Origin of the sequence: Marihabitans asiaticum (assembly GCF_007828725.1) — a bacterium.
In the GTDB taxonomy this organism is placed as follows: Bacteria; Actinomycetota; Actinomycetes; order Actinomycetales; family Dermatophilaceae; genus Marihabitans; species Marihabitans asiaticum.
On sequence record NZ_VIUW01000001.1, the window covers coordinates 496,676 to 510,590 of the forward strand.

At 71.0% G+C, this 13,915-nt stretch carries 14 protein-coding genes; 12 read left to right on the top strand and 2 right to left on the bottom strand.

All coding sequences use genetic code 11. From position 1 onward, the window contains the following. The first annotated feature begins 26 nt into the window (after nt 1-26). From FB557_RS02340 to FB557_RS02390, 11 genes are all read left to right on the top strand, one after another. Nucleotides 27-1,241 (top strand): MFS transporter, encoded by a 1,215-nt coding sequence (locus FB557_RS02340; protein WP_144855273.1) that lies wholly within the window; start codon nt 27-29, stop codon nt 1,239-1,241. Between the two features lie 51 nt (nt 1,242-1,292). Next, nucleotides 1,293-1,904, top strand: a complete 612-nt coding sequence (locus FB557_RS02345; RefSeq protein WP_144855275.1) for a hypothetical protein — start codon at nt 1,293-1,295, stop codon at nt 1,902-1,904. Between the two features lie 12 nt (nt 1,905-1,916). After that, entirely contained in the window at nt 1,917-2,120 is a 204-nt protein-coding gene (locus tag FB557_RS02350) for a ribbon-helix-helix protein, CopG family (RefSeq protein ID WP_144855277.1), read from the top strand. After that, a complete protein-coding gene (locus FB557_RS02355; protein WP_144855279.1) occupies nt 2,117-2,494 on the top strand; it encodes a type II toxin-antitoxin system death-on-curing family toxin in 378 nt (125 codons plus the stop codon). Before FB557_RS02350 ends, FB557_RS02355 begins: the two co-directional genes overlap by 4 nt. Nucleotides 2,495-2,764: 270 nt before the next feature. After that, on the top strand, nt 2,765-5,326 hold the full coding sequence (locus FB557_RS02360) for a glycosyltransferase family protein (RefSeq protein WP_211356459.1): 2,562 nt from the start codon (nt 2,765-2,767) through the stop codon (nt 5,324-5,326). A gap of 100 nt (nt 5,327-5,426) precedes the next feature. Next, the gene (purS, locus tag FB557_RS02365; RefSeq protein ID WP_144855283.1) at nt 5,427-5,735 is read left to right on the top strand and encodes a phosphoribosylformylglycinamidine synthase subunit PurS; all 309 of its coding nucleotides are present in this window, start codon (nt 5,427-5,429) and stop codon (nt 5,733-5,735) included. Then, nucleotides 5,732-6,403: a phosphoribosylformylglycinamidine synthase subunit PurQ gene (purQ, locus tag FB557_RS02370; RefSeq protein WP_144855285.1), complete on the top strand. Its 672-nt coding sequence runs from the start codon at nt 5,732-5,734 to the stop codon at nt 6,401-6,403. The genes purS and purQ overlap by 4 nt, the downstream gene beginning before the upstream one ends. Continuing rightward, nucleotides 6,400-8,673, top strand: a complete 2,274-nt coding sequence (gene purL, locus FB557_RS02375; RefSeq protein ID WP_144855287.1) for a phosphoribosylformylglycinamidine synthase subunit PurL — start codon at nt 6,400-6,402, stop codon at nt 8,671-8,673. Before purQ ends, purL begins: the two co-directional genes overlap by 4 nt. 381 nt (nt 8,674-9,054) lie before the next feature. Next, a complete protein-coding gene (locus FB557_RS02380) occupies nt 9,055-9,966 on the top strand; it encodes a LysR family transcriptional regulator (RefSeq protein ID WP_144855289.1) in 912 nt (303 codons plus the stop codon). 3 nt (nt 9,967-9,969) lie between these two features. Continuing rightward, nucleotides 9,970-10,650 carry an HAD family hydrolase gene (locus tag FB557_RS02385; protein WP_144855291.1) on the top strand — a complete coding sequence of 227 codons (681 nt, stop codon included), beginning with the start codon at nt 9,970-9,972 and terminating at the stop codon, nt 10,648-10,650. Nucleotides 10,651-10,673: 23 nt separating this feature from the next. Beyond that, nucleotides 10,674-11,312: a hypothetical protein gene (locus tag FB557_RS02390; protein ID WP_144855293.1), complete on the top strand. Its 639-nt coding sequence runs from the start codon at nt 10,674-10,676 to the stop codon at nt 11,310-11,312. 28 nt (nt 11,313-11,340) lie between these two features. On the opposite strand, the gene FB557_RS02395 is transcribed toward FB557_RS02390, so the two are convergent. Further along, nucleotides 11,341-12,162, bottom strand: a complete 822-nt coding sequence (locus FB557_RS02395; protein WP_144855295.1) for a spermidine synthase — start codon at nt 12,160-12,162, stop codon at nt 11,341-11,343. A gap of 285 nt (nt 12,163-12,447) precedes the next feature. Between FB557_RS02395 and FB557_RS02400 the strand changes: the two genes are divergently transcribed. Further along, entirely contained in the window at nt 12,448-12,810 is a 363-nt protein-coding gene (locus FB557_RS02400) for a sterol carrier family protein (RefSeq protein ID WP_144855297.1), read from the top strand. On the opposite strand, the gene FB557_RS02405 is transcribed toward FB557_RS02400, so the two are convergent. Beyond that, complete coding sequence (locus FB557_RS02405) at nt 12,807-13,895, bottom strand: Gfo/Idh/MocA family protein (RefSeq protein WP_144855299.1); 1,089 nt, start codon at nt 13,893-13,895, stop codon at nt 12,807-12,809. The genes FB557_RS02400 and FB557_RS02405 overlap by 4 nt on opposite strands. Between the last annotated feature and the right edge of the window lie 20 nt (nt 13,896-13,915).

The window sequence follows — 13,915 nt, forward strand, 5'->3', positions numbered from 1 at the left end:
CATCGTGAAGCAGTACCTTCACATATATGAAGGGACTGCTTCATGATATCGGCGCAGTCCTCGGCGTCCGCCGGGCGAGGTGGGTACTCCTCGCCCTCGCCGCCTCGGTCGTGGGGGACGGTGCAGCCCGCGTCGGACTGCTGCTTCGGGTGCACGAGCAGGGCGGGGGCTCGCCCACCCTCGCCGTCCTGCTCGTCCTCTTCGCGCTCCCTCTCGTCTTCCTCGCCGGAGTCGCCGGCCGGCTCGCCGAGCTGTCCGACGTCCGGCCCGTCGTGCTCGCCGCGGCCGCCACCCAGCTGCTCGCGGCCCTTGCGCTCGCCTGGCACGAGAACCTGGTGTGGACCGGAGGCGCGGTGCTCGTGCTCCAGTGCGGCTTCGCACTAGCCAACCCTGCGTGGGTGGTCGCCCTGCCTCGTCTGGTGCCCGAGAAGCGCGTCGGAACCCTGGTCTCCCTTCATCACGGTGTGCTCGCCATCGCGGCCCCTGCCGGGGCCGCCGCCGGCGGACTCCTCATGGAGTACGCCGGTGGCTGGTCCCCCTTCGCCCTCGACGCGCTCAGCTGCATCCCGCTGATCCTCGCCGGGCTCCTCCTCACCGGCGAAGGGGGTGAGCAGCCCGGGGGCGCGGCCGGGAGGGGGGTGCTGCGCACGCTCCTTCCGCTCGACGGAGTCGCTGCGCTGCGCGCGCAGCCGGTCCTTGCGACGTTGACCTTCGCCGTGCTGCCCTTCGTCGTCGTGCTCGAGTCGGTCAACGCGGTCGAGGTCTTCCTCGTACGGGACGTGCTCGGAGGGAGCGCCGCCGCCTTCGGTTTGTCCGAGGGCGTAGCCGGAGCGGCCGCCGTGGTCGGCGCGCTGTGGGCGGGCGCGGCTAGGGTCCTGCACGCCCGGGTGACCGGGATCCTCGTGGCACTCGGCGGTGTCGCGGCTGCGCAGCTCGCGCAGGGCCTCGCGCCCACGATGGCCGTCTACGTCACCCTCGCGGCGAGCGTCGGCCTGCTCATGGGGCGGCTCAACGCGCTCATCATGACGCTGATGGTCACCGCGACCGACCCGGCGACGCGAGGGCGGGTGGTCGCCTTCGTCGGTGGGGCCGCGCGCTCGTGCACGGTCCTGGCGATGGCTCTCGGGGGAGTGCTCGGGACGTTCCTCGGGCCGCGCGCCAGCTTCATCGTCGTCGGGGTGGTCGGGCTGGGTATCTGCGGGTGGGCGACGCGCGCCGTTCGCCTCGAGTTGGCCCGGTAGTCACTCGCGAGGGCCCTGTGACGGCGTCGCGGGTCGATACCGTCTGGTGCCATGAGTGCGCCCGATGGCGAAGGGCGGGGCCGGCGCGAGCGCGTCCCCTCCGAGTTCGACGACGCCTTCCGGGCGAAGGGGGAGAGCCGCCGCGTCGAGCGGCCAGCCTCCTCGCGGTGGACCCAAGACGCGCCGAGCACAGGCTTCTGGGACCCGCGCGGGCCGACGCCCGAGGCGCGACGGGACGCGCACGAGCGTGATCTGCGTTTGGTCGGTGGCGGTGGTGGGTGGGCCCGGGGTCTCCTCCTCGTCCTGCTGGCCGCGCAGCTCACCTTCGCGTTCATGCGCACCGGTGTTGCCTCCCCGGCACCCTGGGGTATCGCCTGGCTGCTCGGGAACGCGGTGCTCGCCTCGTCGCTTCTCCGGCGCCATCGCCGAGAGATCCTCGGTGGCGACCCGGAGCAACCCCTCGAGCAGTGGCTAGAGCGAAGTCGACGGCGGATGCGCGCGGTGCTCGGCCCGTGGCTCACCGTGCTCAACGCCCTCTCCGTCGTCGCGGCGGGGGTCGCCGCGACCTGGGTGGACCGCGGCTTCGTCTGGGTGGCGGTGGCCGCCGCTGCCCTGGTCTCGACAGCGGCATGGTGGTGCCGAACCGGCGCGGTATCAGAGTGATACCATCTCCTCATGGCTCTCACCCTGCGTACCGACAGCGAGCTCGAGAAGGCACTGGATGCCCTGGTCGAGGCCGAAGGGGTGTCCCGCCAGGAGGTCATCCGGCGGGCCGTCATCGACCGGGCCGAGCGGGGCACGAGGCGTCATGATCTCGACGTCGTCCTCGACGCCGAGCTGCCGCGCTACGCCGAGGCGCTCGAGCGGCTCGGGCAGTGATCGACCTCGACCTCGACGATCTCCTGCACATCGCGCACCGGGTGCTTCCTGAGGTGCAGGTACGGGATGCCGGTCTTCTTGCGTCGGCGGCGGCTCGCCCGGCGACGACAGTCTTCGGGGCCGACGCCTACGCCAGCCTGCACCTGCGGGTCGCTGCGCTGGCCCAGTCGATCGCACGCAACCATGCCCTCGTCGATGGCAACAAGCGTCTCACCCTCGCTGCGATCATCGCCGCCTACGGCCTCAACGGTCGCCGGCTCACCTTGACCAACGACGAGGCGTACGACCTGATCATCGCGATCTCGACCGGCGCCCTCGACGAGGTCGCCGACATCGCCGCCGCACTCGAGGCGGGGAGCGAGAGCCGGGGCTGACTCGGTCGAAGGGTGCATTGTCGTCGAAGCCATGCTCGACCGAAGATCCGTGACCCTGCGAGCTGCTGGTCCGCGACGGGCCCGACGGCGGCGGGGATCTGGCCGGGCGCGGGTACCCTCGAGCATCGAGGCCACCAGCATCCAGTGAAGGTGTAACAGCACATGAGTCCCATCCGCAGGGCGTTCAGGTCGACCACCTCCCCGCTGCGGCAGCACCTCAAGAAGGTCCTGAGGCCTGCAGCTACCCGGGCGATGCCCACCATTGCCCGCATGGCCGGTGCCAGCGAGAAGACGACGCCAGCGGCCGACGCCAAGGCCTTTGCTGACGCCTACAGGGCCCTTGAGCGCGAGTTCCCCGAGGCGTGCTCGCCTGGCAATGGCACGGGGTCAACTCCGCCGACCAAGGCAGCCGTCCAGCAGAAGGTCAAGGCTGCGCGAACTGCGAGGTCCCGGACGGTGAACTCCGATCAACTGGCTCGCGGCACTGCTCTGGACGACGCCGTCCTGACCGAGGTGCGGACACTGATCAAGAATGGTGAGAAGGACAAGGCGCTCGCCCTTGGGCACGCGCTCCGAGGCAGGCCCGCGACGCGGAGCACCGGTTGTGCGGTCCTGGGTATCGCCCTGCTGAACAGTTCCGGCCCCGCCAGCGCCTGGACGGTCTTCAGCGAGATCGCCGGCACGGACGACGCCGACCTGGTCGCGAATGACCTCTACGCAGCGGCGTTCGGCGCCCTGGGTGACGACGCATCTGAGGTCCTGGACGCCGACCTTGCGTCAGGTCGTTTCCACAGTTGGAGTGGCGTGACGCTGCTCCGCGTTGCGCAGAAGGCTCTGGCTCGCGGGTTGAGCGATCAGGCCGAGGTCCTCATCCGGACGGCCCAGGGGCGGCCCGAGGCCTCGATGACCGAGAACGTCCGCAAGGAGCTCGCACGTCTGGCTAGCTGGCTCCCAGGAGGGTCGAAGAGGGCAGAGATCCCGCAGGTCGCGGGGGCGATCCCCTTCGGCGTGATCGGGTACGACCAGCCAGACATCGCGTCCCGCAATATCGGTGACTACATCCAGACCGTGGCGTCGATGGGACATCTGGTACGCCAACAGAACTTCACCTTCACCGGTGACCCGGATCTCGTCGAGCTGGCCGAGGAGCTGCGTGGGTCGACGAAGACCGAACGCCTCGTCGACGGCGAGTCCGTCTCTCTCAATCTCTTCCAGCTCAACCGGGACGGCAGCCCCTTGCAGGCGGTACCAGAGGGCACGTGGGCGCTGACGTTCGGCTGGTTCATGCATCACATGTTTGGCCAGGGTTTCGCGTTCCCGTTCCACGACAACGTGCGACCGATCATCCTGTCCTTCCACGTCCGCTTCCCGGCCATGCTGACACCTGAGGCTCTCGACTACCTGCGCCGGTACTCCCCGGTGGGGTGCCGGGACTGGCAGACCGTCGCCCTGCTGCGGTCCGTTGGTGTCCCCGCATTCTTCTCCGGCTGCCTCACCACGACGGTCGACACGGTGTTCCGACGAGACGGCGAGGACACTCGAGATGCCACTGTGTATGTCGACTCGCCGCAGACGGGGCCCGGGACGTCACGGATGCAGGAGCAGATGAGTGTCCGGAGCCTAACCTTCGTCGAGAACCTCCGGCTCGCGCGCGACTGGGTGCGCGACTACCACCTAAAGTACGACAAGGTCGTCACGTCGCGGCTGCACTGTTTCCTGCCAGCGCGCTCGGTTGGGTCGCAGGTCACCTTCCTACCGAAGAACAGGTCCAACAACCGCTTCGGCGGTCTCATTGACACCAGCGACGCGGATTTCGAGCGGATCCGCCAGGGCATCCTCGACAAGGCCTCGCGCATCCTCCAGGTCATCGCATCGGGCGCCGACGAGGATGACGTGTATGCGAGATGGCGTGAGATCTGCGCTCCGGCTATGGCCGAAGCCGACGAGTTCCTCGCAGCAAGGGAGCTGCCGGTCCTCACGGCCGAGGCGGTGACGGCTCTCGTGCCGGCGCAGGGCAGCGGTGAGCACGGAGGCTCGGACCCTGCCGCTGTCCACGTCGTGGTCGACGTTCGTCGCGGCGAGGCGAAGCACCTCCCCCGGCTTATCCGGTCGATCGATGCGCACACCTCGGCCCCGGTGGAGATCTTGGCGGTCGGAGCGACGACTACCGAGGGTGAGCGGCAGAGCCTTCGCTCCGACGATCTGCCGCTGCCTGTGCGCTGGATCACGGTCGACGAGGTTGCCGTCCGAAGCCTGGGCGACGTCACGCCGAACCGTCAGCACGAGCTGAGCCTTGCACTCGCGGCGCCTGCACTGCCGCACGCACGGCATGCGGTCTTCCTTCCCGCCTCGGCCCTGGTGCGGGACGATCTCACCAGGTTGGCGACCGTCCTGCCAGAGGAGGGGGCACTGGTCACGGCGACCGCCGAGCGCCATCGGGGCCGGGAAAGCGGCCTGGAACTTATCCGGCGCATCTCTGGTCGGCAGGGGGACGACAACGCCAGGGCTCTCGACTTCCTCATCGCGGCACACCGACGGCACCCGGGCGAGTTCTCGACCTTCGACACCAACGTGATGGTCATCGATCTGGAGGCGGCCCGACGTGCGAACCTCGCGGGGCATCTCCTACCTCTTATCCTCAAGTACGGGATGAGCTTCGGTGAGGCCATGAACATCTACGCCGGTCCTCACCGCACAGAGCTCGATGGCGTTTGGAACCACGCCCCCGGTTACGAGGTGCGGAGCGATCCGGGGGTCGTGAATTGGCGGGACACCTCCAAGCCGTGGTCTGCCTGGGTTACCCCCTTCGCCGAGGAGTGGGCGAACTACTGACGCGCAGCCAGCTGCCCTCGCCTGTCGACCGCGAGGAACTGTCTCGGGCAGTCCAACTAGACTCCGCTGCGGAAGAACCCCTTCGCTCCAGGAGACCCCCGTGGGACGCATCGTCGTCGACGTCATGCTCAAGCCCGAGATCCTCGACCCCCAAGGGCAGGCCGTCCGGGGCGCTCTCCCGCGGCTGGGCTTCGAGGACTTCACCGACGTCCGGCAGGGCAAGCGCTTCGTCCTCTCCGTCGACGGCCCGGTCACCGACGACCACCTCGCCCAGGCCCGTGAGGCCGCGCAGACCCTGCTGTCCAACCCCGTCATCGAAGACGTCGTCGACGTCCACGAGCTGACCCACGACGAGCCCGAGCAGGCGCCGATCACCGGGGCGACGGGGAGCAGCGGAGGCGCCGCGTGAGGATCGGTGTCGTCACCTTCCCCGGCTCCCTCGACGACCACGACGCCCGCCGCGCCGTCGACCTCTGCGGAGGGGAGTCGGTAGCCCTCTGGCACCGCGACGCCGACCTCAGGGGCGTCGACGCCGTCGTCATCCCCGGCGGCTTCTCGTACGGCGACTATCTGCGCGCCGGGGCCATCTCCCGCTTCGCCCCGGTCATGACCGAGGTGATCCGCGCCGCGGCCGGTGGCATGCCGGTGCTCGGCATCTGCAACGGCTTCCAGATCCTCTGCGAGTCCCACCTCCTGCCCGGCGCGATGATCCAGAACGACCACCGCACCTTTATCTGCCGCGACCAGCGCCTCCGCGTCGAGAGCACCGCCACCGCGTGGACCAGCCAGTTCGAGCAGGGCGAGGAGATCACCATCGTGCTGAAGAACCAGGACGGCCAGTTCGTCGCCGACGAGCCCACCCTCGACCGGCTCGAAGGCGAGGGCCGCGTCGCCTTCCGCTACCTGGGCGAGAACCCCAACGGCAGCTACCGCGACATCGCCGGCATCACCGACGAGCGCGGCACCGTCGTCGGCCTCATGCCGCACCCGGAGCACTGCGTCGAGACCGGCTTCGGCCCAAGCCTGGACGGGCGCCGCTTCTTCACCTCGGTCATCGAGCGTGTGGTGTCAGCATGAGCGCCCTCGACACCGTCACCCACGCCGAGCAGACGCCCGAGACCGACCAGCCCTGGGCCGACCTCGGGCTCAAGGCGGACGAGTACGAGCGGATCCGCGAGATCCTCGGCCGCCGCCCGACGAGCGCCGAGCTCGCGATGTACTCGGTGATGTGGTCCGAGCACTGCTCCTACAAGTCCTCCAAGGTCCACCTGCGCCGCTTCGGCGAGCTGCCCGACGAGACCCCGCTGGGCAAGACCCTCGCCGGTATCGGGGAGAACGCCGGAGTCATCGACATCGGGCAGGGCTGGGCGGTGACCTTCAAGGTCGAGTCGCACAACCACCCTTCGTACGTCGAGCCGTACCAGGGTGCCGCGACCGGCGTCGGCGGCATCGTGCGCGACATCATGGCGATGGGCGCCCGCCCGATCGCGGTGATGGACCCCCTTCGCTTCGGTGCCATCGACCACCCCGACACGGCCCGCGTCCTGCCCGGCGTCGTCAAGGGCATCGGGGGCTACGGCAACTGCCTCGGCCTGCCCAACATCGGCGGCGAGATCGTCTTCGACGACTGCTACCAGGGCAACCCGCTCGTCAACGCCCTCTGCGTGGGCACGCTGCGCCACGAGGACCTGCACCTCGCCAAGGCCTCCGGGGTCGGCAACAAGGTCATCCTCTTCGGCGCCAAGACCGGCGGCGACGGCATCGGCGGGGTGTCCGTGCTCGCCTCGGAGACCTTCGACGAAGGGGGCCCGACGAAGCGGCCGGCCGTCCAGGTGGGCGACCCCTTCGCCGAGAAGGTGCTCATCGAGTGCTGCCTCGAGCTCTACGCCGCCGGCGTCGTCGACGGCATCCAGGACCTCGGCGGGGCGGGCCTGTCCTGCGCCACCTCCGAGCTGGCGTCCGCCGGCGAAGGGGGGATGCAGGTCGAGCTGGACCGGGTCCCCCTTCGCGACTCCACCCTCCGGGCCGAGGAGATCCTCATGTCCGAGAGCCAGGAGCGGATGATGGCGGTCGTCGCGCCCGGTCAGGTCGAGGACTTCATGACGATCACCGACAGGTGGGACGTCGAGGCGACCGTCCTCGGAGAGGTCACCGACTCCGGGCGCCTCGTCATCACCTGGCACGGGGAGACGATCGTCGACGTGCCGCCGCGCTCGGTCGCGCACGACGGACCGGTCTACGAGCGCCCCTTCGCCCGCCCGGACTGGTTGGACGCGCTCCAGGCCGACACGACCGACTCCCTCACCCGGCCCGAGCCGACGCAGATGGGTCAGGTGCTCCTCGACCTGCTCGCCAGCCCCAACCTCTGCGACAGGTCGTGGGTCACCGACCAGTACGACCGCTACGTGCTCGGCAACACCGCGGCCGCGATGCCCGCCGACGCCGGCATGGTTCGGGTTGACGAGGAGACCGGCCTCGGGGTTGCGGTCTCGACCGACTGCAACGGCCGATTCGGGCGCCTCGACCCGTACGCCGGTGCGCAGCTGGCGCTGGCCGAGAGCTACCGCAACGTCGCGACGTCCGGTGCGTTGCCGCTCGCGGTCACCGACTGCCTCAACTTCGGCTCGCCGGAGGATCCGGCGGTGATGTGGCAGTTCGAGCGCGCCGTCGCCGGGCTGGTCGACGGCTGCCGCGACCTCGGCATCCCCGTCACCGGTGGCAACGTCTCCTTCTACAACCAGACCGGAGAGACGGCGATCCACCCGACCCCGGTCGTCGGCGTCCTCGGCGTGATCGACGACGTGGCGAAGGGGGTGTCCGCCGGCTTCGCCGCCGCCGGGCAACCGGTGCTCGTCCTCGGCGAGACCCGGGACGAGCTCGACGGGGGAGAGTGGGCGCACGCGCTGCACGGTCACCTCGGCGGCGTTCCGCCGCGGGTCGACCTGGCTGCGGAGAAGGCGCTCGCCGAGGTCTTCGTCGCGGCGGTCCGCGCCGGTGTGCTCACCAGCGCGCACGACCTCTCCGACGGCGGTCTCGCGATCGCCCTCGCCGAGTCGGTGCTGCGGCACGGCGTCGGCGCCTCGGTCGACCTCGCGCCGCTGCTGCAGCGCGACGGGATCGACGCCGTCACCGCGCTGCTCTCGGAGTCGACCGCGCGTGCCGTGGTCACCGTGCGCGACGAGGACGCCCTGGCCACCCTCGCCGGGCTCGCGCAGGAGCACGGGGTGCCGATGGCGCGGGTCGGGGTCACCGGCGGTGAGCGCCTGCGCGTGACCGACGTGCTCGACCTGCCCGTCGAGCAGCTCCGTGAGGCGCACGCCGGGACGTTGCGGCGTCACTTCGCCTGACCCGGGTCGCCCCTTTCGCCCGGGGCGCTCCTTTCGCCCGGACGCACCCCCGACGCGAGAAGCCCCCCGGCCGGGATCGGCCGGGGGGCTTCGTCGTGAGGTCCAGTCGTCAGCGGATGTGCTCGATGGGGCCCCAGCTCTGACCGAGCTCACGGATGACGGAGATCGTGCTGCGGACTGCGCGGGAGATAGCGGTCATGGTGGAACCACCTTTCTTCGGGTCGATGTCTGACAGGTACCAGCATGGTGCTTGCAAACGCTTAGCACAAATGGACGTTTCTTAACGATACGTGTAAGGATCACTGCATGTTCACTGCACCTCGAATCCCGCGCTACCACGCAGTAGTGGCTGTGATCACGACCAGTACTGCGTGGTAGCGGGTGTTCACACCGGAGCATCTCGTCTCGCTCAAGGCCGTCGTCGAGGAGGGGACCCTCCTTGCGGCGGCGGACCGGCTCGGCCTCACCCCGTCCGCGGTGAGTCAGCAGCTGGCCCGGCTGCAGCGCGAGGTCGGCCAGCCGGTCCTCGTGCGCCAGGGCCGCGGCTTGCGCCCCACCGACGCGGCCGCGGTCCTCGTCGGGATGGCCGAGGAGATCGAGCGGCTCGACGAGTCGACGCGCGCCGAGCTGGAGCGGCTCGACCAGGACGTCGCCGGTCCGCTGACCTGGGCGTCCTTCCCGACCGGCCTCGTCGGCCTCCTGGCCCCGGCGACCCGCCTGCTCGCCGAGCGGCACGCCGACCTGTCCCTGACCTTCCACGAGCTCGACCCTGACCTCTCCCTCGAGCCGCTGCGGCGGGGCGAGATCGACGTCGCCCTCGTGCACGACTGGACCGACCGCCACCTCGCCCTGCCCGACGGGGTGGTCAGCGAGGTGCTCGGCACCGACGAGGTCGAGCTCGTCGCCCGCGCGGACCACGACCTGGTCATCGGGGCGAAGGGGGTGGAGCCGGAGAGCCTGGACGGGCGGACCTGGATCGACGACACCCCGGGCGTCTTCAGCGACTGGCTGATCACGGCGCTGCGCGAGCGGGGCTACGGCTACCGGATCGCGGCCCACGTCGACCACTACCCCGGCAAGCTGGCGCTCGTCGCCGCCGGGGTCGGCGTCGCCCTCGTCCCGAAGCTTGGCCGGCCCGAGCTGCCCCCCGAGGTCGTGGCCCTCCCCCTTCGCCGCTCGCCGACCCGACGCATCATCATGGTGCACCGTGAGGCCAGCCACCGCCGCCCGGCGATCGAGGCTGCCCTCGCAGCGGTCCGGGAGGTCTGGGCCGAGCTCGAGGCGAAGGGGTGAACGATGGTGGCACCAGGACGAGGCACGGGAGCGGGATGGCTCGTCGTCCTCGACTGCGACGGGGTGCTCGTCGACAGCGAACGGCTGAACCTGCGCACCTGGCAGAGCATGCTTGCCGAGCTGGGTCAGGAGTGGAGCGACGAGGACGTGATCGCCACCTTCATCGGCAAGGCCTACGCCGACAACCGTCCCCGCATCGCCGAGCTCGCCGGCGGCGAGATCGACCCCGAGCAGGAGCGACTCTGGCGCGGCCGGTTCCGCGAGAGCCACGAGCACCTCGAGGTCATCGACGGCGCGCGTGAGGCGATCGAGCAGCTCGTCGGTCACGGCTATGCCGTGTGCGTCGCGTCGGGCTCGATCCGCCGGGCCCTGGAGTACAAGCTCGAGCGCACCGGTCTGGCTGACCTGCTGCCCCCGGAGGCGCGATTCAGCTCCGAGCAGGTCGAGCGCGGCAAGCCCGCACCCGACGTCTTCCTGCTCGCGGCCGAGCAGATGGGCGTCGACCCCGCGCGCTGCGTCGTCGTCGAGGACAGCCTCTCCGGGGTGCAGGCGGGGCGCGCCGCGGGCATGCAGGTCATCGGCTACGAGACCGACATGACCCTGCACGACTGGTTTGCCGACGCGACCGCGGTGATCCACACCATGGCCGACCTGCCCCGTGCGGTGCAGGACCTCACCGCCTGAGAGTCACGCCCTACGCTTGCCAGATGGCGCGCTGGGCAGGGGTCACGGGGGCGGCGCTGCTGACGCTGACCGCGTGCGGTATGTCGGGAGCCGAGCGGCCGGGCGAGGACTCGGCCGACCGCAGGGCCGCCACGACATCGGTGGAGCGCTTCGGACCGCAGGCCTGGGGCCTGGGTGAGCCGATCGCCCGCGCCCGCAAGGACGTGTGCCAGGAAGGCCAGCGGAACTGGAAGGTCACCGAGGCGCGGTACGCCTGCACGGTGGGGTACTCGTGGGTCCTGGACGGAGCCAGCGGTCCGGACGAGGTCTCCGCAGTCCTGAGCACGCTGCACCAGACGGCGCGCGATCTTGGCTGCAAGGCCAGGCCCAAGAGCGACCTGACCCGGGCCCAGCGGTACTGGCGTGAGGAGATCCAGACCGAGCCGGCCTCCCTGCCTTCAGGCCGCTACGAGTGCGAAGGGGTAACCCTTGAGCTCAGTCCTCTCGGTCCCGAAGACCCCTACGTCGAGCCGATCAGCCTCGTCGGGTCGCTCACCGGAGGGGACGTGGCGACGCGGGTGCTCGACGAGTTCCCCGACGACCTGGAGAGGCGGGTCGAGAGCAGCGCCCAGGTCATGCTGGTGCAGGTGAGCGCGACGGCCACGTACGACGTGCAGGACTGACCGCCGGATCCCTTGGACCCTCGGTGGGTCAGCGCACCCGCCAGGAGCCGCCTTCGGGCGCCTGAGGGGTCTGCACGCCGTCAGCATCGCCGATCGGTCTTGCCCCGGCGCCGCGCCGGGCCAGCTCGCCCGGTCCGAGCACACCCGAGGGGAAGGGCCACCGGCGCACCTGGCGGTCGACCTCCGCGACGTCGAGAGCACCGCGGGTGCCGACAAGCACGCCGTTGCCGAAGCGGCGCCCCTTGAGCACGTCGCGCATCGCGACGAAGGCGACCTCACCCCCTTCGCCCAGGGCCTCTCGCACCCCCGCGGCCACGCGCGCCACGAACCGCAGCCCCGGCTCGTCCGGGCAGTTCATGAGCAGCACCCCACCCGGGGCGAGGACCCGGGCGACCTCTGCGAAGAACTCGACGGTCGCGAGGTCGTCCGGCACGCGGCCCCCGGCGAAGGCGTCGACGACCACGACGTCGGCGCTGCCGTCGGCCAGGGCCGACACCCCTTCGCGTCCGGGCTGTGGCCGCACCCGGATCCGGTGGCCGCGCGGCAGCGGCAGCTCGCGACGGACCAGGTCGGTGAGCCGCTCGTCGGGCTCGAGCACGATCTGCGGCGAGCCCGGCCGCGTCGCCTCGACCCAGCGCGGGAGGGTCAGGCCCGCGCCGCCGACGTGGGTGGCGCGCAGCCGAGGATGCCGGCCTCGGGGGAGCAGCGCGTCGATCGCCGCCGCGAAGTGCTGGACGTACTCGAAGACCAGCCCCTCCGGGTCATCAACGTCGACGTAGGACTGCGGCTGGCCGTCGACGACGACGGTGACGCCGCCGTGCTCGTCGCTCACCAGCTCGATCTCGCTCACCCACTCAGCCTAGAGAGCGAAGGGGGGCCGCCCACCGTCGCGGTGGACGGCCCCTCCTGCGGCTGGCTCGGGTTAGTCGACGAGGTCGGTCTCGACGATCGGGCCGGTCGGGGTCTCACCCTGGTCGTCGTCCTCGCCGGCCGCGGCGGTGACCTCGACCGGGAAGGCGACCTCGGCGGCCTGCGGTCACTGTGCCCCAGGTCGGCGTCTCACGGGTGTTCGTCGGGCGACGAATCGGTGAACGGTGCCCGGGTGGCGGGTGTGGCGGGCTGAGAGGATCGACCCGTGGCGAGACGGCTGAGTGCAGACGACGGGCGAGCGGCGGTGGAGGCCGTCCTGGCCGGCGAGCGGGATCGGACGAGCACCGCCACCGCGGTTCGCTGGACCTTGCAGCTGCTCGCCGACCGGGCACCGGGCCGGTCCGTCGAGGTGCGGGTTCCCCCCTTCGGCGCCGTCCAGTGCATCGAGGGGACCGTTCACACCCGGGGCACCCCGCCGGCGGTGGTCGAGACCGACCCGCAGACCTGGGTGCGGCTGGCCGCCGGCCAGCTCGCGTGGTCGGACGCGGTCGGCGAAGGGGGGTTGCGTGTCAGCGGTCGTCGGGCCGACCTCTCCGCCCACCTTCCGCTCTACGCCCCTCCCGGCTAGGGGTGGATCTGCGCCAGCGCCGAGTCGATGACCTCCATGAGGGCCACGCTCTCGTCGAGCGGCATGAGCGGGGACTCGGTCTCGCCGGCGTGGACGCGAAGGGCGACCTCGCAGGCCTCGTGCCGCAGGCCGCGGTGCTTCTCGGCGGGATCACCGGGCAGCTCGTCGAGCACGGTGTCGTCGGAGTCGAGCAGGCGCACCGTCGTCGGGGTGTAGAAGTCGGCGTCGAGCTCGAGCCGGGCCTCGGTGCCGATGACCGTCGCGGTCGTCGGCGTGCGCGCCGACATGTCGCATGACAGCGCACCGACCGCTCCCGACGGCCCCCGCACCGACATCGCGGCGCGAGCATCCACCCCTTCGTCGGTCAAGGCGCCCGTCGCCGCCACCGCCTCGATCTCGCCGAGGACCATCGCCGCGAAGGAGAGCGGGTAGATCCCGAGGTCGAGCAGCGCGCCGCCGGCCAGTGCCGGGTCCGACAGCCGCCGTGGACCGCCCGGCCACAGCCGCTGCCCGTGGTCGGCGAGCACGGTGACCACCTCGCCGAGCAGGCCCGCCGCGAGCGCCTGACGGATGACGTCGTAGTGGGGCAGGAAGCGGCTCCACATCGCCTCCATGCCAAAGACCCCGGCCTCCCGGATCGCCGCGACGAGCTCGCGGGCCTGGGCGGCGTCGGCGGTGAAGGCCTTCTCGACGAGCACGTGCTTGCCGGCCCGCACCGCCATCCGGGCATGCTCGAGGTGCTCGCTGTGCGGTGTCGCGACATAGACCGCGTCGACCCGCTCGTCGGTGACCAGCTCTTCGTAGCTGCCGTGCGCACGGACCGGTCCGTGGTCCCGGGCATGTGCGCCGCAGTGCTCGGCGACGAAGGCCTGCGCCCGGCCCAGGTCGCGCGACCCGACCGCGACGACCTGCTGCTCGGTGCTGCCGAGCTCGCTGCGCTCCAGCGCATGGACCATCTGCCCGGCGATCCACCCGGCACCGAGCACCCCCCAACGCAGCCCGGGCACCTGCGCCGGGTCCGGGCGGGTGGACGCGGGCAGCGTCAGCTGCGAGACGTCGGTGCTGGGACGGTCGGTCGAGGTCATCGTCACCCTCTGCGGTCAGC

Coding starts and splice junctions, on each gene's coding strand:
- FB557_RS02345 (WP_144855275.1), top strand. CDS start 1,293: ATGAGTGCGCCCGATGGCGAAGGGCGGGGCCGGCGCGAGCGCGTCCCC.
- purL (WP_144855287.1), top strand. CDS start 6,400: ATGAGCGCCCTCGACACCGTCACCCACGCCGAGCAGACGCCCGAGACC.
- FB557_RS02340 (WP_144855273.1), top strand. CDS start 27: ATGAAGGGACTGCTTCATGATATCGGCGCAGTCCTCGGCGTCCGCCGG.
- FB557_RS02350 (WP_144855277.1), top strand. CDS start 1,917: ATGGCTCTCACCCTGCGTACCGACAGCGAGCTCGAGAAGGCACTGGAT.
- FB557_RS02390 (WP_144855293.1), top strand. CDS start 10,674: ATGGCGCGCTGGGCAGGGGTCACGGGGGCGGCGCTGCTGACGCTGACC.
- FB557_RS02385 (WP_144855291.1), top strand. CDS start 9,970: ATGGTGGCACCAGGACGAGGCACGGGAGCGGGATGGCTCGTCGTCCTC.
- FB557_RS02405 (WP_144855299.1), bottom strand. CDS start 13,895: ATGACCTCGACCGACCGTCCCAGCACCGACGTCTCGCAGCTGACGCTG.
- FB557_RS02360 (WP_211356459.1), top strand. CDS start 2,765: ATGGCCGGTGCCAGCGAGAAGACGACGCCAGCGGCCGACGCCAAGGCC.